We start from the raw sequence: 25,526 nt of genomic DNA, 5'->3' as shown, positions 1-25,526 counted from the left end.
TGAGATCGCCATGAGCGCAAACGAAGCAACCAGTGCCAACGAAACCGCCAGCGACGAGGCCCAGGCCAATGTCCGCGAGGGCATCGTGCAGTCGTCCATCCCGGCGGATGAACTCGCCCGCCTGTCGGACGATATCATCGCCGCGCTGAAGACGGTGTATGACCCGGAAATTCCGTCGGATATCTTCGAGCTTGGTCTGATCTACAAGATCGATGTCGAGGATGACCGCATGGTCAAGATCGACATGACTCTGACCGCACCCGGTTGCCCGGTTGCCGGCGAAATGCCGGGCTGGGTTGAAAATGCGGTGGGCGCCGTCGAGGGCGTGTCGGGCGTCGAGGTCAAGATGGTGTTCGAGCCGCCGTGGTCGCCCGCCCGCATGTCGGAAGAGGCGCAGGTGGCGCTCGGCTGGTACTGAGGTTTATCTTTCGCGGCCGAACTTGAAGGCTTGGCCGCGTGGGATTACATTTCGATTCATGAAGCGCGGGCCTTGAACCCGTTGCGGAAGGAGAGACAGATGGCTTTTCAGGTCATGACATTGACCGAGGCTGCGGCCGATCGGGTCAAGGAAATCGTTGAAAACAGCAGCTCTAACGCGCAAGGCATTCGCGTGTCGATCCGCAAGGGCGGCTGCGCCGGCATGGAATATGCCGTCGATCTCGTTTCCGAGCCCAATGCCAAGGACGATTTCATCGAGCGCGACGGGGCCAAGGTCTGGGTCGATCCGGCTGCCATTCTCTATCTTCTTGGCACGCAGATGGACTTCGAGACGACCACGCTGCGCTCCGGTTTCGTCTTCAACAATCCGAACCAGACGTCGGCCTGCGGCTGCGGCGAATCGGTTGAGCTGAAGCCGGCGGATCTGGCCAAGCTTGCCGGGATGGAAGCGCGCGTCTGAGGGTTGCCGGTCAAGACTTTGTTCCTGGGAGTTCGTCGGTCCCGTCCATTGACAATCTCGGCTCTTCGACGTCTTTTTCCAATAGAATACCCGTGACACAGAGGGGCCTGTGTTCGCCGTGACTTGTCGACAGGGTCACGCATGCGAGGCAGCCCGAAGTTGGCGGGACTGAAGGGCCATTGAAGCGTGCTATCTCATTCCATCATTGCAAACGCGCTTGCCGCAGCTTTTGCGGAACCTGTCTTCCTTGCGACGCTTGATGGCCGCTATGCCGGGGAAAACGAAGCCTTCCGCGCGCGCTTCGGCCTGGGTGAGGAAGAATTGCGCGGGCGCATCCTGCCGGAGCTCTTCGCCGAAAGCCTGGCCCCCGATGGCATGATCCCTCTCGAGATTTCCTTGCCGCGGATAGCCGGCGCCGTGAAGATGGTGGTCAAGCCACTTCTGTCGCGCAAGGTTGCCATCGGCTACTACGCCCGCCTTGAGGAAGACGCCTTGCGGGAGCCGATGCTGGAAGATGCGGCGGCTGTCGCAGAGCGTGCAATCGAGGCCTTGCCTTTCGGACTCACGCTGTGGGACGCGGGGGACAAGCTTGTTGTAGCCAACCGGCAGGTGATCGACCGCTACGCCACCTATGGCGTGGCGTTGCGGCCGGGCGCCGACCGCGTCGAATTCGTGCTCTCAGCCGTCAGGTCCGGCCTCTTCGGACAGAAATATGTCGGCCTGACAATTCCGGCGCAGGAGTTTTCCAAGCGGCGCTGGTTCAGCCGCCCGTTCATTTCCGGTGCCTCCACTATTGAGCGCATGGCGGATGGCGACTGGATGAAGATCACCTCGCATGTCTGCGAGAGCGGCTTCATCGTGTCCTTCTACGAAGTGGTGGATGAACCGAAGCAGAGCCACATCACGCCGGGTCCGACCGCCGAATATTTCCTGACCCTCCTGCGCTATCTTCCAGACTTCGTCGTTCACATGGATCTCGACGGCAAACCGGAATTCATCAATGCGCCCTTTGCCGAGGCGCTGGGTCTCGAAGGCTGGGATTCGGGGCGATCGCTTTCGGCGGAATTCTTCGCCGATACGTTCGGGACGTCGCTGCGCGATGTCGTCCACAACCTCAAGGTGGACGGTCCCCCGGTCAAGTTTGACCAGCGCCTGCGCAAGGCCGACAACACATTCGTCTGGCTGAGGTGGAGCGCGCATGGGCTGTTTCACGGCGACATGCCGGTCGGCATCATCGCGACCGGCCGCAACATCACGGTGGAATATTCGCAGCAGCAGGAACTGAAACACCAGAGCGAAGAGCTGGCGAAGAAGAACAAGTCGCTGGAACAGTTTGCCGCTGTCGTGTCGCACGATCTCAAGGCGCCGCTGCGGCATATTTCCGTGTTTTCCGACATGATCGTCGAGGAGTCCGCAAGCGGCAATCTCGCCGATGTGCAGGTCTATGCGCAGCAGGTGCGCAACTCTGCCCAGCGCATGGATCGCGTCATCCGCAGGCTGCTCGAATATTCGCAGATCGCCTACAAGATCGCCGCCTTCAGCCGGGTCAATCTGGCCGATATCGCCATCCAGGCGATCCAGAATCTGGAAAGCCAGATCGATGAGGCAAAGGCTGAGCTCTTGCTGTCGAAACTGCCTTCGATCAACGGCGACCCGGATTTGATGCGGCATCTCATGCAGAACCTGATCGCCAATGCGGTCAAGTATCGTCGCAAGGGGGTCACCCCACGGGTGAGAATTTATGCGACCGACAAGGGGGCGATGGTCAATCTGGTGGTGGAGGACAACGGCATCGGTGTCGATCCGAAATTTGCCGACCGCATCTTCACCGCCTTCCAGCGCCTGCATAGCGACGACAAGATCTACGAGGGTTTCGGCATCGGACTGGCACTGTGCCGGCAGATTGCCGAAAGCCATCGTGGCGTCATCGAACTCGACTCGACCTATCGCGGCGGCGCGCGCTTCATCGTTCGCCTTCCGCAGGACCTGAACCATTAGGAGTACTGTCTTGAGCCTGGAGCCCGTGCGTGTCCTTGTGATCGAAGACGACCCGATCGACTTCTCTCTGGTGAAAAAGGGCTTCGAGGGCGTGGATGCGCCCGTCGAGCTGTTTCACTGCCCCTCCGCCGACCGGGTGAAGGAGATGCTGGAAGCGAGGGCCTGCCGGATCGTGCTCCTCGACCTCAGTTTGGGTCGCGACACCGGCATGGACGTCCTGCGTTCGATCCGGGCCGACGCGCGATTCTCGACGCTGCCCGTGATCGTCCTTTCGTCCTCGACCAATCATCGTGACATTTCGGAAGGCTACGCGGCAGGTGCAAATGCCTATGTCGAGAAGCCGCTGACGATGGAACTCTATCGCCGCTTTGCGCGCTCCTTCGTCGCGTTCTGGGTCGACGTTGCCGTGCTGACCTGAGCCGGTCCTCGCGCTCCCCGGCGCCCCGTCCGGCCCAACAGGAACTGCTGCAAGTCTGATTGCTTCATTTCATATGAAATACCCCCGGTTTTATCCGGGGGCGGCTGGCATGTTTGCCGAAGGCGCGAAAGCGTTCGCCTAGAGCGTTTCCGCGTTTCATGGAAACGCGAAGGCGCTCTATCTCTTTGTTTTCACGCAATTCCGGACGCGAAACCGGTTTCCACTTTCGCTGGAATTGTTCTGATGCGCGACCTGAAACTGCTCTCAGGTCGCGCTCCAGGCAGGAGATTACTCCGCAGCTTCCTTGTAGTCCTCGACCGGCGGGCAGATGCAGAAGAGGTTGCGGTCGCCATAGACATTGTCGATGCGGTTGACCGGCGGCCAGTATTTGTCGACGCGGAAGGCGCCGGGCGGGAAGCAGCCCTGTTCGCGGCTATAGGGACGATCCCATTCGCCGACGAGGTCTTCCACCGTGTGCGGCGCGTTCTTCAGCGGGTTGTTCGTCTTGTCCATCGTGCCGTCTTCGATGGCCTGCGCCTCGGCGCGGATCGCCAGCATCGCGTCGCAGAAGCGGTCGATCTCGGCCTTGGTTTCGGATTCCGTCGGCTCGACCATCAGCGTGCCAGCCACCGGCCAGCTCATCGTCGGGGCGTGGAAGCCGCAATCGATGAGGCGCTTTGCAACGTCGTCCACCGTCACGCCAGCGCTTGCGGCGAGCGGACGGGTGTCGAGGATGCATTCATGGGCCACGCGGCCCTTGTCCGACTTGTAGAGCACGTCGTAGGCGCCCTTCAGCCTGGCTGCGATATAGTTGGCGTTGAGGATGGCAACCTTGGTTGCCTGCGTCAGGCCTTCGCCGCCCATCATCAGGCAATAGCTCCAGGAGATCGGCAGGATCGAGCCGGAGGCATAGGGTGCGGCCGAAACGGCACCCGCTTCGCCCGTGCGCGGATCGGTCGGCAGGAACGGGATCAGATGGCTCTTCACGCCGATCGGACCCATCCCCGGACCGCCGCCGCCATGCGGGATGGCGAAGGTCTTGTGCAGGTTGAGATGGCTGACGTCAGAGCCGATATCGCCGGGGCGTGAGAGGCCGACCATGGCATTCATGTTGGCGCCGTCGAGATAGACCTGACCGCCATGCTTGTGGGTGATGTCGCAGATCTCGCGCACCGTTTCCTCGAACACGCCATGCGTGGACGGATAGGTGATCATGGTGCAGGAGAGGTTTTCGGCGTGTTCTTCGGCCTTGGCGCGGAAATCGGCAATGTCGATGTCGCCGTTTTCGAGAACCGCGACCGGGACCACCGTCATACCTGCCATCTGGGCCGAGGCCGGGTTGGTGCCATGGGCCGAGGTCGGGATCAGGCAGATATGGCGATGCGCGCCGCCGCTCGCCTTGTGATAGGCGCGGATGGTCAGCAGGCCGGCATATTCGCCCTGCGCGCCGGAATTCGGCTGCATGGAGAAGGCGTCATAGCCGGTGATCTGGCAAAGCTTGGCTTCAAGATCGGCGATCAGCGCGCGATAGCCTTCCGTCTGGTCATCGGGCGCGAAGGGGTGGATTTCGGCAAATTCCGGCCAGGTGATCGGCAGCATTTCGGCTGTTGCATTGAGCTTCATCGTGCAGGAGCCGAGCGGGATCATGGCGCGGTCAAGTGCCAGGTCGCGGTCGGCGAGACGGCGGATATAGCGCGTCATCTCGCTTTCGGCGCGGTTCATGTGGAAGATCGGATGCGTCAGATATTCGGTTTTGCGCATGTTCTTTTCCGGCAGGCGCCATTCGGGCGTCTTTGCCTCGTCCACGGTCATGTCGCCGCCAAAGGCGCGCCAGACGGCTTCCAGCGCCCAGGGGCGGGTGCGCTCGTCCAGCGTGATGCCGATCTTGGTGTCGCCGATCGCACGCAGGTTCACGCCTTCCGCGACGGCGGCCTTGAGGATGACCTTCTGCAGACCGCCGACATCGACGGTGATCGTGTCGAAGAAGGTTTCCGGCTCGACCTTGAGGCCAAGCTTTTCGAGACCTTCGGCCAGACGCACGGTCTTCTGATGCACCGATTGCGCAATCGCCTTGATGCCCTTCGGGCCATGGAAGACGGCATACATGGAGGCCATGACGGCGAGCAGGACCTGCGCGGTGCAGATGTTCGACGTCGCCTTTTCGCGGCGGATATGCTGTTCGCGTGTCTGGAGCGACAGGCGATAGGCGCGGTTGCCGCGCGCATCGACCGAGACGCCGACAATGCGGCCGGGCATGGCGCGCTTCAGCGCGTCTTTCGCTGCCATATAGGCTGCATGCGGGCCGCCGAAGCCCATCGGGACGCCGAAGCGCTGGGTGGAGCCGATAGCAATGTCAGCGCCCATTTCGCCGGGCGATTTCAGGAGCGCCAGCGCCAGCGGATCGGCCGCGACGACGGCCAGTGCCTGTGCCTGATGCAGTGCCTCGATTTGCGGCGTGAAGTCATGCACATGGCCGTGCGTGCCGGGATATTGGAAGATTGCGCCGAAGATTGCGCCGGGCATCAGATCCTTCAGCGGATCGCCGACCTTGATCGTCCAGCCGAAGGGCTCGGCGCGGGTTTTCAGGAGTGCGATCGTCTGCGGGTGGCAGTTCTGGTCGACGAAGAAGGTCAGGGCCTTGGACTTGGCGGAGCGCTGCGCCATCGCCATGGCTTCGGCGGCGGCGGTTGCTTCGTCCAGCAGCGAGGCGTTGGAAATGTCGAGGCCGGTCAGGTCGCAGACCATGGTCTGGTAGTTGAGCAGCGCTTCGAGGCGGCCCTGGCTGATTTCCGGCTGGTAAGGCGTGTAGGCCGTGTACCAGGCGGGGTTTTCGAGAATGTTGCGCTGGATGACAGGCGGCGTGATCGTGCCGTGATAGCCCTGGCCGATCAGCGAGGTCAGGCGCTTGTTGCGGTTGGCCGTCTCGCGCATCAGGTCGAGCGCTTCGCGTTCGGTGAGCGCCGGTCCCCAGGCGAGCGGGGCCTTGACGCGGATGGAGGCCGGGACCGTGTCGTCGATCATCGCATCGAGCGACGGATAGCCGATGACCTTGAGCATGGCGGCCATTTCGTCCGGCGAGGGGCCGATATGACGCCGGTTGGCGAAGTCATAGGGCTGGTAGTCCGTGAAGGTGAAATCGGCGTAACGGGTCATCGGGGTTGGTTCCGGTTCCTGGAATGGGTTTGTTCGTCTTCTGCGAAGGGCCGTGTTCGGCCTTTCGCTGGGGCCTTGCGGGCCGCCCCCTCATCTGTCCTTCGGACATCTTCTCCCTGATGGGGAGAAGCGGGCAGGAGCCGCAGCGTTCGTGGTCTCCTCTCCCCCTTGTGGGGAGAGGTCCGCCGAGCGGAGCGGAGGCGGGGTGAGGGGTTTTCGCGCCTCAGGCGATCAGCGCCTCATAGGCGGCCTTGTCCAGCAGTGCCGCAGCATCGGCCGGGTTGGCGAGCTTCAGCTTGAAGAACCAGGCAGCACCCTCCGGGTCGGAGCCGACCAGCGACGGGTCGTCGACGATGGCCTGGTTGACCTCGACCACTTCGCCGTCGAGAGGGCAGTAGACTTCCGAGGCGGCCTTGACGGATTCGACGGTGGCAGCGGCTGCACCCTTGGCGAAAGAGGTGCCTTCTTCCGGCAGTTCGACGAAGACGAGGTCGCCGAGTTGTTCGGAGGCGTGGGTGGTGATGCCGACAGTGGCGACATCGCCTTCAACGAGCAGCCATTCGTGTTCTTCGGTGAATTTCAGCATGGATTTCCCCTTTGCTTGGATATTAGCGTTTGTAGCCGGGCGTGATGAAAGGAAGGGCGGAGACGGCGACGGGCAGGTATTTGCCACGCACTTCCGCATAGATGGTGGTGCCGGAGGCGGCATGGCTGGAGGCGACATAGCCCATGGCGACCGGGCCCTCGACCGTCGGGCCGAAGCCGCCGGAGGTGACTTCGCCGATCTTTTGCGTGCCGGCCTCGTCCGCGAAAAGTGCCGTATGGGCGCGGATCGGGGCCTTGCCTTCGGGCTTCAGGCCAACGCGCAGGCGGGAAACGCCCGCGTCCAGACCCTTGAGGACAGCGTCCGCACCCGGAAAGCCGCCGGCGCGCGCGCCGCCGGTGCGGCGGACCTTCTGGATGGCCCAGTTGAGGGCGGCTTCCGCCGGCGTCGTGGTCGTGTCGATGTCGTTGCCATAGAGGCAGAGGCCGGCTTCTAGGCGGAGCGAGTCACGCGCACCAAGGCCGATCGGCATCACGCCGTCGATGGCAAGCAGGGCACGGGCAAGCGCTTCCGCCTTTTCGTTCGGCACGGAGATTTCATAGCCATCCTCGCCGGAATAGCCGGAGCGGGAGACGATACAGTCGGCACCGACCAGCGAGACCGATGCGACATCCATGAACTTCATGGATGCGACCTCCGGGGCGAGGCTGGCAAGGGCTGCTTCCGCCTTCGGGCCTTGCAGGGCGATCAGCGCCCGCTCAGGCAGCGGCGTGACCTCGCAGGTGTCGCCGATATGCCTGGCGAGATGGGCGAAATCGGCTTCCTTGCAGGCAGCGTTGACGACGACGAAGAAATGGTCGCCGCGATTGACGATCATCAGGTCGTCGAGAATGCCGCCGGTCTCGTTGGTGAAGAGCGCATAGCGCTGGCGGCCCGGGGCGATGCCCAGCACGTCGACGGGAACGAGGGTTTCGAGCGCGCGCGCGGCGTCTGCATTGTCGCCGGACTTCGCCTTCACGATGACCTGGCCCATATGGGACACGTCGAAAAGGCCGGCGCTGGCGCGGGTGTGCAGATGCTCCTTCAGCACGCCGGCGGGATATTGCACCGGCATGTCGTAGCCGGCAAAGGGCACCATGCGGGCGCCAAGCTCCAGATGGAGCGCATGAAGCGGGGTCTTTTTCAGATCTGTCTCGGCGCTCAAGAGCGGGTCTCCGGGCAAGGGCGTGATTACGCCGGCTCATTCGATTGGGCGCGGACGCGCCGGTTTCTTCTTGAGCCCCCTCTGTCCCTTTTGCCTGAGATTGTTATCCCTTCGGCAGGCGGTTGACCGCCATTCTCCAGAGTGCAGTTCCGATCCGTTGGTCCTTTGGCCTGAGAGTTTCCGGGGCGGTTGCTCCTTCGGCACCGACCGAGTTCATCGGCCGGATTCTCCCAACGGGGTGCGCCAATTATTTGGTCGGCATGGCATTTGACAAGAGGGAAATGACGTTGTGACACAAAAAAATGTCGCAACGAGATGGCACGCAAAAACCAGCGAGCGCGGCATCGCTGCCACGCTGGACCCAAACGGCTGAATGCAAACGCCGGTCGTTACTTGCCGTGCCCGTTGTCGAGATACGCGGCTGTCGCATGCTGCGGCGTTGTCTGCGGCACCTTGTGATGGGTTGCCGTCAGGAACGTCAGAGCCAGTGATGGCGGATGCACCAATTGCAGAAGCGACCGATCGGCGATGTCTCCATCGGCGATGGCCTTGGCATGCCAGTCCTCGATGGCGGCTGCCATCGGGTTGAAAGCCGCTGTCCGCACCGCTGGCTGCTTGAAACTGTCACTGACAGCTGCAGCGGTGGGGGGCGACACCGTGATTACCTGTGCCATGTCGATTGTCCTGTTTATCAAGGACCCTCTGTTTCATTGACGGGTACAGATTAGCGCATCTTCTATTATGTGCCGTAAAACAACTTGGTAAAAGTTTATAGAATCCTAAATCGTTTCTATTGCCGTTGTTTACGAGTGTGGCGAAAGAAATCTTGGCTGGACTACGGTCTTGAATTCTGCGCGGGAACATTGCACATGAAGCGCAACGAAAGAGAGGTTCCGCCATGTCCGGTTCGAGGGCGATCGATCATCTTGTCTTGGCCGTGACGGATCTGGCGACCGCGCGCGCCCGGCTCGGTTCGCTCGGCTTCACCGTCGCTCCCGACGCCCGCCATCCCTTTGGTACTGAAAATGCTTGTATTTTCCTGAAGGACGGGACCTATCTTGAGCCTCTGGCTATCGGCTCGGATGAGGACAGCCTGGCATCTGCAGAGGCCGGCAATGTCTTCACGGCCCGAGATCGCGCCTTCCGGTTCCGGCATGGACAGGAAGGCCTGGAAGCCGTGGTGTTTCAGACCGACGATGCCCTGGCCGATGACGAAGCCTACCGGCAGGCGGGCTTTTCGGCCGGGCGCATGCTTGATTTTTCGCGGCCTTTCCGCACGCCGGATGGGGCGGAAAGCGTCGCCTCGTTCCGGCTCGCGTTTGCGGCCGATCTGAGGTCGCCGGATTTCTTTGCCTTTACTTGCCAGCGCATCAATACTTTGGCCGCCGATCGTGCCGCGCTTGTCGCGCATGAAAACGGGGTGACGGGACTTGCCGGCATCACGCTCTGCGAGCCGCATCCGCAGGATTTTGCCGATTTCCTGGAAGCCGCCTCTCGTGGCGGACGTCCGGAGCAGGCCGGAGAGAGCCTTCAGATGTGGGCAGGCGGCGCAAGTCTCTCGGTGGTGACGCATGCGGAATTCGAAACCCGCTTCGGCCGGAAATATTGCGGTCATGCGCGCGGCTTAAGAGGTCGGGCGGTTTCGTTCCATGTGGCCTCGCTTGCTGCGACGGCAACACTTTTGCGCCGCAATGGCGTGGTTCACGAGACGATCGGCACAAGGCTGATCGTCCCCGAGGCGTCCGGGCAGGGCGTTCTCTACACATTTGAGGAAAAGGCATGACTGAGGTCAAAACCAATGCGAGCGTGACGATCGGTTCCGGTGCCGGCGCGGTGACATTCTCCAATACCGGCCGCTTCTCGCTGATCGCCGGCCCCTGCCAGATGGAGAGCCGCGATCATGCCTATCAGATCGCCGGCGCGCTGAAGGACATCTGCGCCAAGCTCAACATCGGCCTCGTCTACAAGTCGTCCTTCGACAAGGCGAACCGCACGTCGCTGTCCGCCGGGCGCGGCATCGGGCTTGAAAAGGCGATGGAAGTCTTCGCCGACCTCAAGAAGGATTTCGGCTTCCCGGTCATCACCGACATCCACACGGAAGAGCAATGCGCCATTGTCGCTGAGACGGTCGATGTGTTGCAGATCCCGGCCTTCCTCTGCCGCCAGACCGATCTTCTGGTCGCCGCCGCCAAGACCGGCAAGGCGATCAATGTGAAGAAGGGCCAGTTCCTCGCGCCCTGGGACATGAAGAATGTGCTCCATAAGCTCAACGCCAGCGGCAATCCGAACGTGCTGCTCTGCGAGCGCGGGGCCTCCTTCGGCTACAACACACTCGTCTCCGACATGCGCTCGCTGCCGATCATGGCGGCCATGGGCGCGCCGGTCGTCTTCGATGCCACGCATTCGGTGCAGCAGCCGGGCGGCCAGGGTGGATCGACGGGCGGCCAGCGCGAATTCGTCGAGACGCTGGCGCGTGCCGCGGTGGCCGTTGGTGTCGCCGGTCTCTTCATCGAGACGCATGAGGACCCGGACCACGCACCGTCCGATGGGCCTAACATGGTGCATCTGAAGGACATGCCGCGGCTGCTCGAAAAGCTGCTGGCTTTCGACGCCATCGCCAAGGGCTGACGGCCTTGGGCTGGCGGCGGGTGCTTTCGGTTGCGGCAGGTCTCTTTGCTGCCGCGCCTCTGACTGCGCATGCGACAGCCCATTGCGAATGGACCGGCTATCTCGGCAACGACTACGCCGTCTGCACCTTCGATCCGGCCAAGGACAATATCCGGCTTTTCAATGCCGATGCGACCGGCAAGGCCTATGGCGGGTTCCGGGCGCTCGGGCGCGACATCTGGTTTTCCGGCAAGCATGTCATCCGCTTCGCCATGAATGCCGGCATGTATCACTACGACCTCGGTCCTGTGGGATTGCATGTGGAGGAGGGCGTTGAGAAACACGCGCTGGTGCGCGGCGGCGGCTGGGGCAATTTCTTCCTGCGTCCGAACGGCGTCTTCTATATCGGCAAGGACGGCAAGGCCGGCGTCCTGGAGACGGAAGCCTATGCCGCAAGTGGTATTCAGCCGCGGCTTGCCACGCAATCCGGACCCATGCTCGTCATCGACGGGCAGATCCACCCCGCCTTCCTGCCGCAAAGCGACAGCCTGAAACTGCGCAACGGCGTCGGCGTCGATGACAAGGGCAGGGTGGTCTTCGTCGTCACCAAGGGGCCGGTGCGCTTCTATGATTTTGCGGTGTTCTATCGCGATGTGCTGAACTGCAGGAACGCGCTGTTTCTCGACGGATCGATCTCCAGCATGATGGTGCCGGAATGGGGCCGCCGCGACGAGAGCGAGCCGCTTGGCCCCATTCTCGCCGTCACCGATAGTTTGCCGTGAATCCTACGTAAAATTGGCCGGTTGCAAGCAACCTGATAACCCCTCATCCGACCCTTCGGGCCACCTTCTCACCAGGGGGAGAAGAGGGAGATTGCCGCAGCGTCCAACGCCTCCTCGCCCCTTGGGGAGAGGTCCGCCGAGCGCTAGCGGAGGCGGGGTGAGGGGTATGCCGCACCCGTGGCTTAACCCAAAGCCTTGCCCTGCCGTCCGGCTTCGTCCTGAACGAACTGCCAGGCGACACGGCCGGAGCGCGCGCCGCGCGTGGTCGCCCATTCGAGCGCCCGGCGATGCAAGTCCTCGCGGTCGCCTTCGAGGCTGAAATGGTCGGCATAGCCGTCAATCATGCCGAGATAGACGTCCTGACTGCACTGATGGAAGCCGAGCCACAGGCCGAAGCGGTCCGAGAGCGAGACCTTTTCTTCCACCGCTTCCGACGGATTGATCGCCGTCGACTGCTCGTTCTCGATCATGTTGCGCGGAAGCAGATGACGCCGGTTGGAGGTGGCGTAGAAGATGACATTGTCCGGACGGCCTTCGATGCCGCCGTCAAGCGCCGCCTTGAGCGACTTGTAGGACGTGTCGTCATGGTCGAAGGAGAGGTCGTCGCAATAAAGGATGACGCGGGCAGGCGCGGCGCGCAGGATCTCCATGAGTGCGGGCAGGCTGTTGATGTCCTCGCGGTGGATTTCCACCAGCTTGAGGGCAAGCGCCGGATCTTCGCAGAGCCGCGCATGCACGGCCTTGACCAGCGAGGACTTGCCCATGCCGCGCGCGCCCCAGAGGAGCACGTTGTTGGCGGACAGACCTTCGGCGAAGCGCTTTGTGTTTTCGAACAGGATGTCGCGGACATGATCGACGCCGTGGATCAGCTCCAGCTTCACCCGGTTCGGGCGGGCGACCGGCTGCAGGAAGCTTCGCGCCGGCGACCAGACGAAGCAATCGGCGGATGACCAATCGTTTTCTGCGGGTTTCGGGCCTGCGATTCTTTCCAGCGCCTCGCGCAATTGCCTGATCTCGATGAGAAGTTCGTGCGTCGTTGTGTCCGACATGCCGTTTCCTCCAATGTCATTTCGAATTTTTCCGGGCGTAACATGAGGCAAACCCGGCCGAAAGGTCGATATGTCCGGAAAACGTTCGCATGAAGTAGCTATTTGTTGCATTCGTGAGTGCGAACACTATATTCCGGCGGCTTAAGACCAGGGGCGCAGGCTTGTGCTCCACATGAATTGCAAGGAGTTTTCATGTTCATCACAGACGCATTCGCCCAGAGCGCGGGAACGCCTGCCGCAGGCGGCGGTCCGGTCGAGATCCTGCTCTCGGTTGCGCCCTTCCTCCTGATCTTCGTTGTCATGTATTTCCTCATCATCCGCCCGCAGCGCACGCAGTTGAAGCGCCGCGAGGAGATGTTGAACAATGTGCGCCGCGGCGACCAGGTCGTGACCGGCGGCGGCATCCTCGGTAAGGTGACGAAGGTGTTCGAGGACGAGAAGGAAGTCGAGGTCGAGATTGCAGACGGCGTGAAGATCCGCGTCGTCCGTTCGCTGATCACCGAGGTTCGCGTCAAGGGCGAGCCCGTCGCCAAGCAGTGACATTGCGCCCGCCCGGCTCAAACCGGGCGGGCTTCTTCTTATGAAAGCCCGAGAGTCCCATGCTCTATTATTCCCGTTGGAAGTCCATCTTCATCTGGCTTGTCATCGCGGTCAGCGTCATCATTGCGCTGCCCAACGCGATCAGTGACAAGGCGCTCTCGGAGCTTCCGTCCTGGTTCCCCAGGCACAAGATCACGCTGGGCCTTGACCTGCAGGGCGGCTCGCACGTCATGCTGCAGGTGGACCGCAACGACATCGTCAAGGAACGGCTGCAGTCGACCGTGGACGACGTTCGCACCAAGCTGCGTGAAGCCAATATCGGCTATACGGGCCTTTCCGGTACAGGGCAGGTCGTCCAGGTCCGCATTCGTGACGCCAGCCAGGTCGATGCGGCCAAGACGGCGCTGGCCAGTCTGACGCAGCCGATTTCCGCCGGCACGATCACGGGTGGTTCCGTCGTCGAAGCGACGCTGACGGATGGCGGCGACGGCCTGCTGAAGCTTGCCATTACCGACCAGGGTATCGAATACCGCATGGCCTCGGCCGTCACGCAGTCGACCGAAGTCATCCGCCGCCGCGTGGACGAACTCGGCACGACCGAGCCGACCATCCAGCGCGAGGGTGCCGACCGCATCATCGTTCAGGTTCCGGGCCTGCAGGACCCGCAGCGCCTGAAGAACATCCTGAACCAGACGGCAAAACTTTCCTTCCACATGGTGGACCAGTCGATGTCGGCGCAGGACGCGCTGAACGGCCGCGCGCCCGCCACGTCGGAAGTGCTCTATTCCAAGGACGATCCGCCGGTTCCTTATCTCGTCGAGAAGCGCGCGCTGGTTTCGGGTGAAGACCTGGTCGACGCGCAGGCGAGCTTCAACTCGCAGACCAACGAGCCGGTCGTCACCTTCCGCTTCGATTCCAAGGGCGCGACGCGCTTTGCGCAGGCGACCAGCGAGAATGTCGGCAAGCCCTTCGCCATCGTGCTCGACAACGAGGTTCTGTCCGCTCCGGTCATCCGCGAGCCGATCCTTGGTGGTTCGGGCCAGATCTCCGGCAGCTTCTCGGTTCAGACGGCCAACGACCTTGCCGTCCTGCTGCGCGCCGGTGCGCTGCCTGCGACGCTGACCGTGGTTGAAGAACGCACCGTCGGTCCGGGCCTGGGTGCCGACTCGATCAAGAGCGGCGTCATTGCCGGTCTCATCGGCACCGTGCTCGTCGTCGTCTTCATGATGGTCTTCTACGGCATGCTCGGCTTCATCGCCAACATCGCCGTGACCCTGAACGTCATCATGATCCTCGCGATCCTGACAATGATGGGGGCGACGCTGACACTGCCGGGTATTGCCGGTATCGTGCTGACCATCGGTGTCGCGGTGGACGCCAACGTGCTTGTCTACGAGCGCATCCGCGAAGACTTCAAGAACGGCAAGTCGTTCTTGCCGGCGGTGGAAAGCGGGTTCACGCGTGCCTTCGCGACGATCGTCGACGCGAACGTCACGCACTTCATCGCCGCCGCCGTGCTCTTCTTCCTCGGCTCCGGCCCGATCCGCGGCTTTGCCATCACGCTTATGATCGGTATCGTGACGACGGTCTTCACGGCCTACACGCTGACCCGTTGGCTGGTTGCCATCTGGGTGCGTCGTACGCGTCCGAAGGCCGTTCCGAAGGGTGTTCGCACCGGTTTCTTCGACGGCTCGAACATCCGCTTCATGCGGCTGCGCAACTTCAACTTCGGCCTGTCCGCCATGCTGTCGGTCGCCTCCGTCGTCGGCTTCATGACGCTCGGCATGAATCTCGGCATCGACTTTACCGGCGGCTCGATCTTCCAGGTGAAGGCGATCCAGGGGGAAGCCAATCTGGAGGGCCTCCGAGAACGGCTTTCCGGCCTGAACCTCGGTGAAGTCCAGGTTCAGGGTTTCGGCCCGCCGTCGGAAGCGCTGATCCGCGTTCAGGCGCAGAACCGTGGCGAGAATGCCGAACAGTCGGTGGATTCGCTGGTCCGCGGCGAATTGCAGAAGGATTACACCTTCTCGCGCGTCGAGGTCGTCGGACCGACGGTTTCGGGTGAACTCGCCAAGACCGGCACGATCGGTGTGACGGTCGCGCTCATCGGCATCCTGATCTATGTCTGGCTCCGGTTCGAGTGGCAGTTCGCGGTGGGAGCGATCATCGCGACCGTGCACGACGTTCTGCTGACCATAGGCATGTTCGTCGTCACCGGAACCGAGTTCAACGTCTCAAGTATCGCGGCGGTGCTGACGATTGTCGGCTACTCGTTGAACGACACGGTGGTCATCTACGACCGTGTCCGAGAGACGATGCGACGATACAAGAAAATGCCGATGTCGCTGATCATCGATACGTCGACGAACCAGACGATGTCGCGCACGATCATGACCTCGATCACGACGTCGCTCGCGATCCTGGCGCTCGTTCTCTTCGGTGGCGAAGTGATCCGGTCGTTCACCATCGCCATGCTGTTCGGCGTGATCGTCGGTACCTATTCGTCGATCTACATCGCGGCCCCGGTTCTCATCCTCTTCAAGCTGCGTTCGGATAACGGCGCGGATGCGAAGGATGACGAGGACCAGGCGGCGCAGCCGGCTGGCGCAAAATGAGCAGGACCGAAGGTCCCGGCTTTCTGCCCGAACAGGTGCAGATGGACGTCTATGGCAATGGCGGCTTCCGCTTTGCCGACATGTCGCATCGCGGTTCCATCCTCTGCCTGCCGTCCGGCATTCATGCCTGGACGGCAGTGGAGGGGACGCCGCTGAGGCCCGAGGATTTCGACAAGGTGATCGCGGAAGCGGAACGGATCGAGTTTCTGCTGGTGGGAACCGGCCGGGATATCAGGCCGCTTTCCGCCGAGCTCAAGACGCTGTTCCGCGCGCATGGCATGAATTCCGATCCGATGAGCACCGGCGCTGCGGTACGCACGTATAACATCATGCTCTCGGAGAATCGGCCGGTCGCAGCGGCCTTCATCGCCGTCTGAGGCCTGAGGAAACCGCATGACCATGTCCGATCCCGCCGGCAAGCCTGCACTGGACGACGCCTTCGCCTATTGTCTGTCGACGCTGCGCGATCTCGATCGCGACCGCTATCTTGCCTGTCTGCTGATGTCGGAACCGGTGCAGCGCGACATGGCGGCGCTCTATCTTTTCAATGCGGAAATCGCGCGGGTGCGCGATCTGGTGCGCGAGCTGCTGCCGGGCGAAATCCGCCTGCAATGGTGGCGCGATCTCTTCGAGAAATCGGCGAACGGCGAGGATGCGGGGCCGCTCGCCGCCGCATTGTTCGATGTCATCAGGCGCCACAAGCTGCCGCGCAATGTCCTCTCCAGCATGTGCGAGGCGCGTGTCTTCGATCTCTATGACGATCCGATGCCCGCCAGACATGATTTCGAAGGCTATGCCGGAGAAACCGCCTCCGCGCTGATCCAGCTCGGGCTGATGATTGCCGCGCCCGCGTCTGCGCAGGCCCATGCCGAGGCTGCCGGCCATGCCGGCGTGGCGCAGGCGGTAGCCGGCGCGCTTCTCCTGATGCCACGTCATGCGGCGCGCGGTCAGGTCTATCTGCCGCTCGACATGCTGGCAGCCGCAGGGCTCGACCGGGACGCCTTTCTGGCCCGAACGGACAGGGCCAAGCTCGATCCTGCCATCGAGATCTTCGCAAGTTTCGGCCTGGAACATCTCGACAAGGCGCGTGCGCATCTGCCGACGGCGAGCGAGGCTTTCTCGCCATTCCTGCCGGTTGCGCTGACGCGCGGCGTGCTGGCCCGGGCGCTGAAGGTGAAGTCGGGCGTCTTCTCGGCGAATATCGCTGCCGGTCCGCTGGGTACGCAGTGGCGGCTCTGGCGGGCCTCCCGGACGCGCAGCCTTTGACCGCCTCGGCAAAATTCGGACAAGCTCCGGCTTCTAAAGAGAAAGCTTGTTCTCTCGTTTAAACTGCGGAGATGACCCGTGCCCGCCATCTATGTCTGGCTGCTGGCGATCTTCCTGATCACCATGTTCTCGATCTACTCGATGCAGCTTGCTGCGCGTCATCGGGATGAGGAAGATGATGCGGGACCGGCGCTGATCGAGTTCGGCCGCGCCTTTCCCAAGGAGGCCGTTCGCGATGTGGTGGCGACGGCGGACCGGCAGACGGTTTTCCTTAGGCTTTTCGACAACAAGGTTGGCTGCGTGCATTATCGCGGGCGGACCATGGCGTGCCGGCTGCTGCATCCAGGCACAGTGACGGTTCTGCCGGGCGACAGCGAGAACGCCGTCCGGCTCGATTTCAAGAATTCCGTCTCGGATAGCGGTCAATTCGTGTTCGCAACCGAGCGTCAGGCTGCGGAAGTGTCACTCTGGCTGCTCGGCAGCTTCGCCGCCAGCGGTGGCGGCGATGATTCGACGGTGCTGAGCCCCGCCTGATGCCGGGACGCGACGGCTCCCAAGGAGAAACGGTGCGATCGCGGCAGTGAAGGCGTAGCGACAACTGGCTTTCGTTACGCCGTTTCCAGCCAGGCTTTGCAGGCACTCAGCGCGCGCGCACTCATGGCCTTCTTCTTGGCGATTGCCTTGTCCTTGCCGCGGAAACGCTTGAGGCCTTCGGGCCTGACGATCGAGCCGGGCTCCAGTTCCGGGAACAGGCCGAAATTGACGTTCATCGGCTGGAAGGAGCGCTTGCCCGGTTCTTCGTCGGTGGTGAGATGACCGCCGGTGATGTGGCCGAGCAATGCGCCGAGCGCCGTTTCCGGCGGCGGCGGCACGATGTCGCGGCCAAGCCGTTCCGCTGCAGCGAAGCGGCCGGCGAGCAGGCCGATGCTGGCGCTTTCGACATAGCCTTCGCAGCCGGTGATCTGGCCGGCAAAGCGCAGGCCCGGGCGCGACTTCAGCGTCAGCGAGCGGTCGAGCAGGACGGGCGAATTGATATAGGTGTTGCGGTGCAGGCCGCCGAGGCGGGCGAATTCGGCATTCTGCAGGCCGGGAATCATGCGGAAGATCTCGGCTTGCGCGCCGTATTTCAGCTTCGTCTGGAAGCCGACCATGTTGTAGAGCGTGCCGAGCGCATTGTCCTGGCGCAGCTGCACGACGGCATAGGCCTTGACGGTCGGGTTATGCGCGTTGGTGAGGCCCATCGGCTTCATCGGGCCGTGGCGCAGCGTTTCGCGGCCGCGCTCGGCCATGATCTCGATCGGCAGGCAGCCGTCGAAATAGGGCGTGCCCTCCCATTCGTGAAAGCCGGTCTTGTCACCGGCAACGAGGGCGTCGACGAAGGCGTTGTACTGCTCTTCGTCCATCGGGCAGTTGATGTAGTCCTTGCCGGTGCCGCCGGGGCCGACCTTGTCGTAGCGAGACTGGTACCAGCAGATATCCATGTCGATCGAATCGCGATGCACGATCGGCGCAATGGCGTCGAAGAATGCGAGCTGGTCTTCGCCGGTCGCCTTCTGGATCGCCTTAGCAAGGCCGGTGGATGTCAGCGGGCCGGTGGCGACGATGGCGAGGTCCCAGTCTTCCGGCGGCAGATCGTCGATTTCCTCGCGCACGATGGTGATCAGCGGCTCGGCTTCGAGCGCACGGGTCACGGCTTCGGAAAAGCCGTCGCGGTCGACGGCAAGCGCGCCGCCGGCGGGTACCTGATGCCGGTCGGCGCAGGACATGATCAGCGAGCCGGCCATGCGCATCTCGGCATGGATCACGCCGACCGCATTCGCCTCGGCATCGTCGGAGCGGAAGGAGTTGGAGCAGACGAGCTCGGCAAGACCATCGGTCTTGTGCGCGTCCGTACCTTTGACGCCGCGCATTTCGTGCAGAATGACGGGAACGCCGGCGCGTGCGAGCTGCCAGGCGGCTTCCGAACCGGCAAGACCGCCGCCGACGACATGGACGGGAGAGATGGAGGTGGCGAAGATGTTTGTCATGGGCGGCTCCATATCATGAGCGCGGGCGCAAGCACGACAAAAAATTCATCACAACCCCGCAGCGCATCCCCAGAATCGAAACGGCGCCCTGTTGGCGCCGTTGCGGACATGCGTCTTATGATCGGATGGTTCAGCGTGCCTGGCGGGCAGCAACCATACGGATGTCATAACGCGTCAGGCCGATGTCGCTGAGCGTGTGCGAGGGCAGGTTGCTCAGTTCGGACAGCGTGCGGCGGTAGGACAGCCAGTTCTTGGCAAGACGGATCGGGTTCATGGTCGTTTCCTCAATGGTTTTCGAGATCCACATGCGCCGGTATGCGTCGCATAACCGCCCCGTCATCGCTGTGGTCCTTCGATGAGGTTCATATAGTGCATCGCAGCGGCAATGTGCAGTGCGGAATTTCAGCGTCTGCTATGCATTTGTGCAATTGCTTGCTCAAGTCGCAATCGCTGGTGCGAAAATAGGCAGCGATGCATGTCGCTTCTGAGCCATTGCGCGTCGCTATGAATCTAAAATGCCAATTTTAACAGAATGTTAAAGAGTTGGGCGAGGTCGTGGCAAGACTATGGGCAACAAAAAGCCCCGCGGGCTGAGCCGGCGGGGCTTTTCTAGGGGAAAGTGTTTGTGCCGATTAGCGGACGGCGGCGCGGGCGACGCGCTGGATTTCCGAACGGGCGATGCCGAGGTCGGTCAGTTCGCGGTTCGACATACGGTCGAGTTCGACAACGGTCTGACGATACTTGCGCCAGTTAGCAAAAGAGCGAGCAATGTTCATGGCCTTATCCTTCTTTCAGGTTTGGCAACACGTTTGGCTGCCTCTTCATCTCTGATCACCGTTATATGTTGCGGCGCAGCAATGATAAAGCGCAAATCCGGCAGATCACCCATGCGTCAGATGCATGGCGTCGCGCAAGGATAAGAATTTGTTAAGGAATTTTCGGCGGGTGCAGTTTTCCGCCTGCTCGCCGAATGGCTGTGCGCTGGGCGTCACCTTGCCGATGAAAGCGTCTTCTGCGCGTGCGTGTGCGAACCGGAAGTCGGCCAACGGAATGTACGTTCCGTTCTGGCCAGTGATTGTATGGCCGGCTTTTCGCGTCAACGGGAAGAATTGGGGAAGTGGGGTCCGGAAATTATAACGCCCGCCGCGGGAGGAGGTGCGGCGGGCGTCATATAAGCGACTGACAACTGGGAGGAGGAGTGTTGTCAGTCATAAACGAGACGCCCTGGGAGGAGGAGTAGGCAGTCTCGAATTCCAATTTCGCGTTTCAGATCGTTCTGCAGTTCACTGCGCCGTCCTGATGATCTGAATATAGATCGTTCATTCCGTTTTGTGCAGTGCGAAATAAACATACGTGGCATGCATCATTCGCATGGCTTTTGTCTATCATCTTGGGTGACGATAACGCGCCTCTCTTAAAACTGTCCTAAAGGCCCCGAGGTCCCGACCCCTTAGATATAGGGAGGGGAGGCAGCGATACGCGTGTGAAACGCGCTATTTTTTGTTGCGATCTTCATGACGGGTGATATAGAGGCGGCTTCCGTGCGGGCCGGCACCTTGAGGAGAGGTGCGGGTCAGCTCCGGGGGCGGGTATGGCGGAATTGGTAGACGCAGTGGATTTAGGTTCCACCGCTGAAAGGCGTGGGGGTTCGAGTCCCTCTACCCGCACCATATATATAATGTGGCAGATTGGCAGGCGGCGCTCGTAGATATAATCGGGCTTTTGCGCGCAGTATGCGCCATTTTGCTTGCCAAAGCGCCCGGAATTTGCATAGAAGCCACTCCGGCAAATCGAGGTTCCGGCAGCGCGCCTCGCGACATTTGAGGCTTGATACACGCGCCGCCGCTTGGAAATGAAGGTTTAGACATGCAGGTAATCGAAACGCTCGCTGAAGGGCTGAAGCGCGAAATCAAGGTCGTCATCCCGGCCAAGGACATGGAAGCTCAGATGAACGAGCGCCTTGAGGGTGTGAAGGATCGCGTCCGGATCAACGGTTTCCGTCCGGGCAAGGTGCCGTTCGCACAGCTCAAGAAGCTGTATGGCAAGTCGGTCATGGCCGAACTGGTCAACGAGATCGTCCGCGTTCGTCCGAACGAAATCCTGACCGAGCGCGGCGAAAAGTCCGCGACGCAGCCGGACATCACGATGACCGAGGACGAGTCGGAAGCCGACAAGATCCTGGCCGCTGAAGCCGATTTCGAATTCACGATCGCTTACGAAGTGATCCCGAAGTTCGAAATCAAGGACGTCTCGTCCATCAAGGTCACGCGCGAAGTTGTCGACATTGCCGACGAGGAAGTCGACACGCAGGTCCTGCAGATCGCCGAAAGCGCCAAGACCTACGAGACCAAGAAGGGCAAGGCCGCTCAGGGCGACCGCGTCACCATGGACTACCTCGGCAAGGTTGACGGCGTTGCCTTCGACGGCGGCAAGGACGAAGACGCAGAACTCGTCATCGGCTCCAACCGCTTCATCCCGGGCTTCGAAGACCAGCTCGTCGGCGTCAAGGCTGGCGATGAAAAGGTCATCAACGTAACCTTCCCGGCTGACTATCCGGCTGCCAACCTTGCTGGCAAGGACGCCACCTTCGACATCAAGGTCAAGGACGTGGCTGCCTCCAAGGACGTCGAGATCAACGACGAACTGGCCACCAAGCTCGGCCTCGAATCCGCCGAGAAGCTCCGCGAAATCGTTCGCAGCCAGCTCGAAAGCCAGTATGGCTCGGTCACCCGCCAGAAGCTGAAGCGTCAGATCCTCGACCAGCTCGACGAAATGTACGACTTCGCAACGCCTGAGAAGCTGGTTTCGGCAGAGTTCGACAACATCTGGCGCCAGATCAACACCGATCTCGCACAGTCCGGCAAGACCTTTGCTGACGAAGACACGACCGAAGAAGCCGCGCGCGAAGAGTATAACAAGCTCGCACAGCGTCGCGTTCGTCTCGGCCTCGTTCTTTCCGAAATCGGCGACAAGGCCAAGATCGAAGTCTCCGACGAGGAAATGCAGCAGTCGCTCTTCGCACAGCTGCGCCAGTTCCCCGGCCAGGAGAAGGAAATCCTGGACTACTTCCGCAACACGCCCGGTGCTGCCGCTTCGCTGCGCGCACCGATCTTCGAAGAGAAGGTCATCGACCATCTGCTGAACGAGATCTCTGTCACGGACAAGAAGGTCTCCAAGGAAGAGCTGCTCGCTGACGACGAAGCCGAAGGCAAGTCTGAGGCCAAGAAGTCTGCTCCGAAGAAGAAGGCTGCTGCCAAGAAGGAAGCCGCTGCTGAAGAGGCTTCTGCCGATGAGGCTGCTTCTGAAGACAAGCCGGCTGCCAAGAAGAAGGCTCCGGCCAAGAAGAAGGCTGCTGACGAGTAATCGTCGGCAATCTCTCCGTGAATTTGAAAAGGCGGTCCTTGCGGGCCGCCTTTTTTTGTTTCGGGTGTTTGAAATCCATGTCGGGCTGAAACGGGCCAGCCGTGGCCTGATTGCAGGCCGATGGGTCAGGTCAGTCGGGGGAGGCCATTTCGGCGGCCGTGCTGGCGGCGCCCTGCGGGATCTGGTTCTGGTTGGCGTCGTCACGGCCGAGCAGCAGCTCGACATCGCTGTTGCGTCCCGCCTTCACCTCGAAATCGCGCTGGTAGATCTTGTCCTTGTTGCGGGCGACGGCCGTGTAGTTGCCTTCCGACAGGACCATGGTGGCGAAGGCGCCGACATTTTCGGCGATGATGTCGCCGGAGGCCGTCAGGATCGACCACGCCGTATCCGCAATGGCTTCGCCGCCAACGCTCGAGACAAGCTTGAAGGTGATGCGCGCGGCGCGGTGCTGGATGGTCGCCTGTGTCAGCTTGCCGGCGGCGATCTGGATGTCGGCGCGGATGACGGCATTCAGGCTGCCATAGGTCGAGACCACATGATAGGTGCCGGAATTGAGCCGGACGACGCTGTTGGGCGCCACATCCTGCATGACAAGCCCGCGTTCGCCATCGTCCTGAACGTCATTGGTATAGATGGAGAATTTCAGGTCCTTGTCCGGGATCTTGGTGTCGCTGCCCGAAACCGCGTGCAGCACGATGCCGCCGGCGTCCAGCACCAGTTCCTGGTTGGGGACGTCGCCGCTCGCCGGCACGGTGAAGCGCTTCGTTGCGGTCGCGCGGCCGAAGGCGGCGTTGAGGAAGTAGTCGCCCGGGGCGAGGCGAAAGGTGTGCGAGCCGCCGTCCGAGGCGGCAATGAGCTGCAACTTGCCATCCTGGCCGGGAATGGCGGAAAAGACATGCCAGGATATGCCGTTCTGCATGGCCGGGCCGTTGGCCGTGAGCTTGGCGTCGCAGCGCACCGTGCGCGCATCCTTTGGGACGGCCGGCGGTTCGCCAGCTGGAGAAAAACTGTTGATTCCCGGCAGCTTCAGCTTCGGCTCGCCACTCGGAGACGCGGCAAACGGATCGACGGCAGCCGCCCATGACGGCGTCAGGGCGACCAGCAGGGCCGTGGCGATCGCCAGAGAAGCTGTGGAATTGATGCGCGTCATGTCGTCCTGCTTGAAGCCGCAACCCGGCGTGGCCGAAACCGGTGCTGTCATATCATAGCCAATTCTGCGGATGCGAGCATAAAGCGCCACGGTCTGGCAATTTGATGGCCGCGACGCAGTGTTCAGCCCCGGGTGCCTTGCATGGGCGCGGGCGCTCGGCGATAAGCGTTTCAAAGACACGTGAAAGAGGACATGCCATGGACGCCAATCCCGCACTCATCGACTATCTCAAGGTCCGCCGGTCGATCCCGGCTTTCCAGATGCGTGAGCCGGGGCCGGACAGGGCAGGGATCGAGGATATCCTCAGGCTTGCAGTGCGCGTGCCCGACCATGGCAAGATCGCGCCGTGGCGTTTCATCGTCTACACGGGCGCCATCCGCGCTGAGATCGGCGAAGAACTGCTCAAGATGGCGCTGGAGCGCGATCCGAAGCTTTCCGGTGAAATGATCCAGGTGGAGCGCTGCCGCTTCACCCGTGCCCCCGTCGTGATCGGCGTGATCAGCACCGCCGCGCCGCACGTCAAAGTCCCTGAATGGGAGCAGGTGATGTCGGCCGGCGCACTTTGCCTCAATGTCCTCATGGCGGCCAATGCGCATGGATATGTGGCGAACTGGCTGTCCGAATGGTTCGCCTTCGACGAGCGGGCGTTTCCGCTGCTCGGCGTGCAGCCCGGCGAGAAGGTTGCGGGCTTCATCCATATCGGGTCGACGGATTTTCCGGTGGTCGAGCGGCCGCGCCCGGAACTGTCCGACAAGGTCACCTGGATGGAGGGCTGAGACCCATGTTCTACGAGACCGGGCAGCGTCCGCCGCTTCTGAAACACGATCCCTTCAAGGCGATCGTGTCGCCGCGCCCGATCGGCTGGATCGGCACGAAGTCGAAGGCGGGCGCGCTCAATCTCGCGCCCTATTCCTTCTTCGCTGCGATTGCGGACCGCCCGCCGCTCGTCATGTTTTCGTCCAGCGGGCGCAAGGACAGCCAGAGGAATGCCGAGGAGACCGGCGTATTCACCACGAACCTTGCCGGCCGTGCGCTCCTGGATGCGATGAACCTGAGCTCGGCTTCCGCGCCGCCTGAAATCGACGAATTCGCGCTCGCCGGTCTCACCCCGGTCACCGGGCAGCTTGTCGATGCACCCGTGGTCGCGGAGGCCTATGCGGCGCTGGAATGCCGGGTGGTCGAGGTGAAGCGGCTTGTCGGCCTCGATGGGATCGAATCGGAGAACACGATGATCATCGGCCAGGTCGTCGGCGTCCATATCCGTGATGAGGCGATCAAGAATGGCCGAATCGACATGGGCCTTGTTCGGCCGCTCGGTCGTCTGGGCTACATGGATTATTGCGATGCGGGCGACGTGTTCGAACTTTTCCGCCCGAACTGGCCGATCACGTAAGACGAACTTCGTTTTTATGGGTGGGGAAGGTGGCACGCCACTGGCCATCAAGATACGAACAAATATGTCATTGAATTATCTTTGTAAAGCCATTTTTATCTTTTGGAGTTTTCGGTAGGGATCGTTTAAATTCCAAGGCTTGGATTTGATACAGGTATACAAGCCCCGATCGTGTTTATCTACAAATTGGTTGGCGTGAAAGAGAAAGGGAAAAGCACAAGCTTAATAGTTTTTCAACAAGTCGATCTGACGAAGCTCGGCCCGGTTTTCAGCCATAACCTGAAGTCACTAGCTTTGTATGGTGGTCAGAAAAGAAATCTGATTGAGTTTCCTTTTTAAGCGGAGGAGCGATATTAGGCTTGGGCTGGCTGAACCAGTCATCGCTGCGTAATTTGTACTAGATCGGAATCCGATCATGTTGCATCGTATCCAGCGGCGGCGAAATAGTTCTGGCATTCGTTTGGCGTGAAGAGTTTGAGGACGCGCCCAATTGTGTTCCAGAGGCCACTGATGGAGCGC

At 61.5% G+C, this 25,526-nt stretch carries 24 protein-coding genes, 1 tRNA gene, 1 pseudogene and 1 riboswitch; of the genes and pseudogenes, 16 read left to right on the top strand and 10 right to left on the bottom strand.

Translation table 11 applies throughout. The features are described 5' to 3' along the window. Positions 1 to 10 precede the first annotated feature (10 nt). The 4 genes from LQK84_RS19795 (at position 11) to LQK84_RS19780 (ending at position 3,314) form a co-directional block, all read left to right on the top strand. A complete protein-coding gene (locus LQK84_RS19795; protein WP_230830455.1) occupies positions 11 to 418 on the top strand; it encodes an SUF system Fe-S cluster assembly protein in 408 nt (135 codons plus the stop codon). Between the two features lie 99 nt (positions 419 to 517). Further along, positions 518 to 898, top strand: a complete 381-nt coding sequence (gene sufA, locus LQK84_RS19790; RefSeq protein WP_230830454.1) for a Fe-S cluster assembly scaffold SufA — start codon at positions 518 to 520, stop codon at positions 896 to 898. 186 nt (positions 899 to 1,084) lie between these two features. Further along, positions 1,085 to 2,896 carry a PAS domain-containing sensor histidine kinase gene (locus tag LQK84_RS25270; RefSeq protein WP_230830453.1) on the top strand — a complete coding sequence of 604 codons (1,812 nt, stop codon included), beginning with the start codon at positions 1,085 to 1,087 and terminating at the stop codon, positions 2,894 to 2,896. A gap of 10 nt (positions 2,897 to 2,906) precedes the next feature. Next, positions 2,907 to 3,314: a response regulator gene (locus tag LQK84_RS19780; RefSeq protein WP_230830452.1), complete on the top strand. Its 408-nt coding sequence runs from the start codon at positions 2,907 to 2,909 to the stop codon at positions 3,312 to 3,314. Positions 3,315 to 3,602: 288 nt separating this feature from the next. Here the strand turns inward: LQK84_RS19780 and gcvP are convergent, their stop codons facing one another. The 4 genes from gcvP to LQK84_RS19760 form a co-directional block, all read right to left on the bottom strand. After that, positions 3,603 to 6,467, bottom strand: a complete 2,865-nt coding sequence (gene gcvP / locus LQK84_RS19775; RefSeq protein ID WP_230830451.1) for an aminomethyl-transferring glycine dehydrogenase — start codon at positions 6,465 to 6,467, stop codon at positions 3,603 to 3,605. A gap of 223 nt (positions 6,468 to 6,690) precedes the next feature. Next, entirely contained in the window at positions 6,691 to 7,053 is a 363-nt protein-coding gene (gcvH, locus tag LQK84_RS19770) for a glycine cleavage system protein GcvH (protein ID WP_230830450.1), read from the bottom strand. A 22-nt stretch (positions 7,054 to 7,075) separates the two neighbouring features. After that, positions 7,076 to 8,215 carry a glycine cleavage system aminomethyltransferase GcvT gene (gene gcvT / locus LQK84_RS19765; RefSeq protein WP_230830449.1) on the bottom strand — a complete coding sequence of 380 codons (1,140 nt, stop codon included), beginning with the start codon at positions 8,213 to 8,215 and terminating at the stop codon, positions 7,076 to 7,078. 148 nt (positions 8,216 to 8,363) lie between these two features. Continuing rightward, a riboswitch (glycine riboswitch) is annotated at positions 8,364 to 8,458 on the bottom strand. Positions 8,459 to 8,604: 146 nt separating this feature from the next. Beyond that, positions 8,605 to 8,889, bottom strand: coding sequence for a hypothetical protein (locus LQK84_RS19760; RefSeq protein ID WP_230830448.1), 285 nt, complete (start codon positions 8,887 to 8,889; stop codon positions 8,605 to 8,607). Positions 8,890 to 9,113: 224 nt separating this feature from the next. On the opposite strand from LQK84_RS19760, the gene LQK84_RS19755 reads away from it, so the two are divergent. Genes LQK84_RS19755 through LQK84_RS19745 form a run of 3 tightly spaced genes read left to right on the top strand, consistent with a single transcriptional unit; the run spans position 9,114 to position 11,604 of the window. After that, the gene (locus tag LQK84_RS19755) at positions 9,114 to 9,998 is read left to right on the top strand and encodes a VOC family protein (RefSeq protein ID WP_230830447.1); all 885 of its coding nucleotides are present in this window, start codon (positions 9,114 to 9,116) and stop codon (positions 9,996 to 9,998) included. After that, on the top strand, positions 9,995 to 10,843 hold the full coding sequence (kdsA, locus tag LQK84_RS19750; protein WP_230830446.1) for a 3-deoxy-8-phosphooctulonate synthase: 849 nt from the start codon (positions 9,995 to 9,997) through the stop codon (positions 10,841 to 10,843). Before LQK84_RS19755 ends, kdsA begins: the two co-directional genes overlap by 4 nt. 5 nt (positions 10,844 to 10,848) lie before the next feature. Beyond that, on the top strand, positions 10,849 to 11,604 hold the full coding sequence (locus LQK84_RS19745; protein WP_230830445.1) for a phosphodiester glycosidase family protein: 756 nt from the start codon (positions 10,849 to 10,851) through the stop codon (positions 11,602 to 11,604). A 182-nt stretch (positions 11,605 to 11,786) separates the two neighbouring features. Here the strand turns inward: LQK84_RS19745 and LQK84_RS19740 are convergent, their stop codons facing one another. Then, positions 11,787 to 12,653: an ATP-binding protein gene (locus tag LQK84_RS19740; protein WP_230830444.1), complete on the bottom strand. Its 867-nt coding sequence runs from the start codon at positions 12,651 to 12,653 to the stop codon at positions 11,787 to 11,789. Between the two features lie 192 nt (positions 12,654 to 12,845). Between LQK84_RS19740 and yajC the strand changes: the two genes are divergently transcribed. The 5 genes from yajC to LQK84_RS19715 all read left to right on the top strand — a co-directional run bounded on the left by yajC (position 12,846) and on the right by LQK84_RS19715 (position 17,608). Next, the gene (yajC, locus tag LQK84_RS19735; RefSeq protein WP_230830443.1) at positions 12,846 to 13,193 is read left to right on the top strand and encodes a preprotein translocase subunit YajC; all 348 of its coding nucleotides are present in this window, start codon (positions 12,846 to 12,848) and stop codon (positions 13,191 to 13,193) included. A 59-nt stretch (positions 13,194 to 13,252) separates the two neighbouring features. Further along, positions 13,253 to 15,808, top strand: coding sequence for a protein translocase subunit SecDF (gene secDF, locus LQK84_RS19730; RefSeq protein ID WP_230830442.1), 2,556 nt, complete (start codon positions 13,253 to 13,255; stop codon positions 15,806 to 15,808). Next, positions 15,805 to 16,185, top strand: a complete 381-nt coding sequence (locus LQK84_RS19725; RefSeq protein WP_230830441.1) for an Mth938-like domain-containing protein — start codon at positions 15,805 to 15,807, stop codon at positions 16,183 to 16,185. The genes secDF and LQK84_RS19725 overlap by 4 nt, the downstream gene beginning before the upstream one ends. Positions 16,186 to 16,201: 16 nt before the next feature. Further along, positions 16,202 to 17,074: a phytoene/squalene synthase family protein gene (locus LQK84_RS19720; protein ID WP_442966992.1), complete on the top strand. Its 873-nt coding sequence runs from the start codon at positions 16,202 to 16,204 to the stop codon at positions 17,072 to 17,074. Positions 17,075 to 17,152: 78 nt separating this feature from the next. Further along, positions 17,153 to 17,608 (top strand): hypothetical protein, encoded by a 456-nt coding sequence (locus LQK84_RS19715; RefSeq protein WP_230830440.1) that lies wholly within the window; start codon positions 17,153 to 17,155, stop codon positions 17,606 to 17,608. A 74-nt stretch (positions 17,609 to 17,682) separates the two neighbouring features. Here the strand turns inward: LQK84_RS19715 and trmFO are convergent, their stop codons facing one another. From trmFO to LQK84_RS19700, 3 genes are all read right to left on the bottom strand, one after another. Beyond that, a complete protein-coding gene (gene trmFO / locus LQK84_RS19710) occupies positions 17,683 to 19,101 on the bottom strand; it encodes a methylenetetrahydrofolate--tRNA-(uracil(54)-C(5))-methyltransferase (FADH(2)-oxidizing) TrmFO (RefSeq protein WP_230830439.1) in 1,419 nt (472 codons plus the stop codon). A gap of 130 nt (positions 19,102 to 19,231) precedes the next feature. Beyond that, positions 19,232 to 19,375 (bottom strand): DUF1127 domain-containing protein, encoded by a 144-nt coding sequence (locus tag LQK84_RS19705; protein ID WP_109858523.1) that lies wholly within the window; start codon positions 19,373 to 19,375, stop codon positions 19,232 to 19,234. 358 nt (positions 19,376 to 19,733) lie between these two features. After that, entirely contained in the window at positions 19,734 to 19,877 is a 144-nt protein-coding gene (locus LQK84_RS19700) for a DUF1127 domain-containing protein (RefSeq protein WP_230830438.1), read from the bottom strand. Positions 19,878 to 20,686: 809 nt separating this feature from the next. Here LQK84_RS19700 and LQK84_RS19695 point away from each other — a divergent pair. Together LQK84_RS19695 and tig are read left to right on the top strand one after the other, a co-directional pair. Further along, positions 20,687 to 20,771: transfer RNA gene (locus LQK84_RS19695), tRNA-Leu, on the top strand. 196 nt (positions 20,772 to 20,967) lie between these two features. Continuing rightward, a complete protein-coding gene (gene tig / locus LQK84_RS19690; protein WP_230830437.1) occupies positions 20,968 to 22,464 on the top strand; it encodes a trigger factor in 1,497 nt (498 codons plus the stop codon). Between the two features lie 130 nt (positions 22,465 to 22,594). On the opposite strand, the gene LQK84_RS19685 is transcribed toward tig, so the two are convergent. Then, positions 22,595 to 23,614, bottom strand: a complete 1,020-nt coding sequence (locus tag LQK84_RS19685) for a hypothetical protein (protein ID WP_230830556.1) — start codon at positions 23,612 to 23,614, stop codon at positions 22,595 to 22,597. A 197-nt stretch (positions 23,615 to 23,811) separates the two neighbouring features. On the opposite strand from LQK84_RS19685, the gene LQK84_RS19680 reads away from it, so the two are divergent. Then, complete coding sequence (locus LQK84_RS19680) at positions 23,812 to 24,390, top strand: nitroreductase family protein (RefSeq protein ID WP_230830436.1); 579 nt, start codon at positions 23,812 to 23,814, stop codon at positions 24,388 to 24,390. A gap of 5 nt (positions 24,391 to 24,395) precedes the next feature. Beyond that, positions 24,396 to 25,007, top strand: coding sequence for a flavin reductase family protein (locus tag LQK84_RS19675; RefSeq protein ID WP_230830435.1), 612 nt, complete (start codon positions 24,396 to 24,398; stop codon positions 25,005 to 25,007). A 413-nt stretch (positions 25,008 to 25,420) separates the two neighbouring features. Here the strand turns inward: LQK84_RS19675 and LQK84_RS19670 are convergent. After that, a pseudogene (locus LQK84_RS19670) lies at positions 25,421 to 25,526 on the bottom strand (IS630 family transposase); the annotation flags it as partial.

This window comes from Rhizobium sp. C4, from assembly GCF_021026315.1.
Classification (GTDB): domain Bacteria; phylum Pseudomonadota; class Alphaproteobacteria; order Rhizobiales; family Rhizobiaceae; genus Ensifer_A.
The sequence above is the reverse complement of the archived record's forward strand: the minus strand, read 5'-3'. Positions and strand labels throughout refer to the sequence as shown.

What these genes read in the sequence shown, in the direction of transcription:
- gcvP (WP_230830451.1), bottom strand. Translation starts at nt 6,467, where the DNA reads ATGACCCGTTACGCCGATTTCACCTTCACGGACTACCAGCCCTATGAC.
- LQK84_RS19700 (WP_230830438.1), bottom strand. Translation starts at nt 19,877, where the DNA reads ATGAACATTGCTCGCTCTTTTGCTAACTGGCGCAAGTATCGTCAGACC.
- yajC (WP_230830443.1), top strand. Translation starts at nt 12,846, where the DNA reads ATGTTCATCACAGACGCATTCGCCCAGAGCGCGGGAACGCCTGCCGCA.
- LQK84_RS19685 (WP_230830556.1), bottom strand. Translation starts at nt 23,614, where the DNA reads ATGACGCGCATCAATTCCACAGCTTCTCTGGCGATCGCCACGGCCCTG.
- LQK84_RS19725 (WP_230830441.1), top strand. Translation starts at nt 15,805, where the DNA reads ATGAGCAGGACCGAAGGTCCCGGCTTTCTGCCCGAACAGGTGCAGATG.
- LQK84_RS19680 (WP_230830436.1), top strand. Translation starts at nt 23,812, where the DNA reads ATGGACGCCAATCCCGCACTCATCGACTATCTCAAGGTCCGCCGGTCG.
- sufA (WP_230830454.1), top strand. Translation starts at nt 518, where the DNA reads ATGGCTTTTCAGGTCATGACATTGACCGAGGCTGCGGCCGATCGGGTC.
- LQK84_RS19720 (WP_442966992.1), top strand. Translation starts at nt 16,202, where the DNA reads ATGACCATGTCCGATCCCGCCGGCAAGCCTGCACTGGACGACGCCTTC.
- LQK84_RS19675 (WP_230830435.1), top strand. Translation starts at nt 24,396, where the DNA reads ATGTTCTACGAGACCGGGCAGCGTCCGCCGCTTCTGAAACACGATCCC.
- kdsA (WP_230830446.1), top strand. Translation starts at nt 9,995, where the DNA reads ATGACTGAGGTCAAAACCAATGCGAGCGTGACGATCGGTTCCGGTGCC.
- LQK84_RS19795 (WP_230830455.1), top strand. Translation starts at nt 11, where the DNA reads ATGAGCGCAAACGAAGCAACCAGTGCCAACGAAACCGCCAGCGACGAG.
- secDF (WP_230830442.1), top strand. Translation starts at nt 13,253, where the DNA reads ATGCTCTATTATTCCCGTTGGAAGTCCATCTTCATCTGGCTTGTCATC.
- LQK84_RS19705 (WP_109858523.1), bottom strand. Translation starts at nt 19,375, where the DNA reads ATGAACCCGATCCGTCTTGCCAAGAACTGGCTGTCCTACCGCCGCACG.
- LQK84_RS19755 (WP_230830447.1), top strand. Translation starts at nt 9,114, where the DNA reads ATGTCCGGTTCGAGGGCGATCGATCATCTTGTCTTGGCCGTGACGGAT.
- trmFO (WP_230830439.1), bottom strand. Translation starts at nt 19,101, where the DNA reads ATGACAAACATCTTCGCCACCTCCATCTCTCCCGTCCATGTCGTCGGC.
- gcvH (WP_230830450.1), bottom strand. Translation starts at nt 7,053, where the DNA reads ATGCTGAAATTCACCGAAGAACACGAATGGCTGCTCGTTGAAGGCGAT.
- tig (WP_230830437.1), top strand. Translation starts at nt 20,968, where the DNA reads ATGCAGGTAATCGAAACGCTCGCTGAAGGGCTGAAGCGCGAAATCAAG.
- LQK84_RS19740 (WP_230830444.1), bottom strand. Translation starts at nt 12,653, where the DNA reads ATGTCGGACACAACGACGCACGAACTTCTCATCGAGATCAGGCAATTG.
- LQK84_RS19760 (WP_230830448.1), bottom strand. Translation starts at nt 8,889, where the DNA reads ATGGCACAGGTAATCACGGTGTCGCCCCCCACCGCTGCAGCTGTCAGT.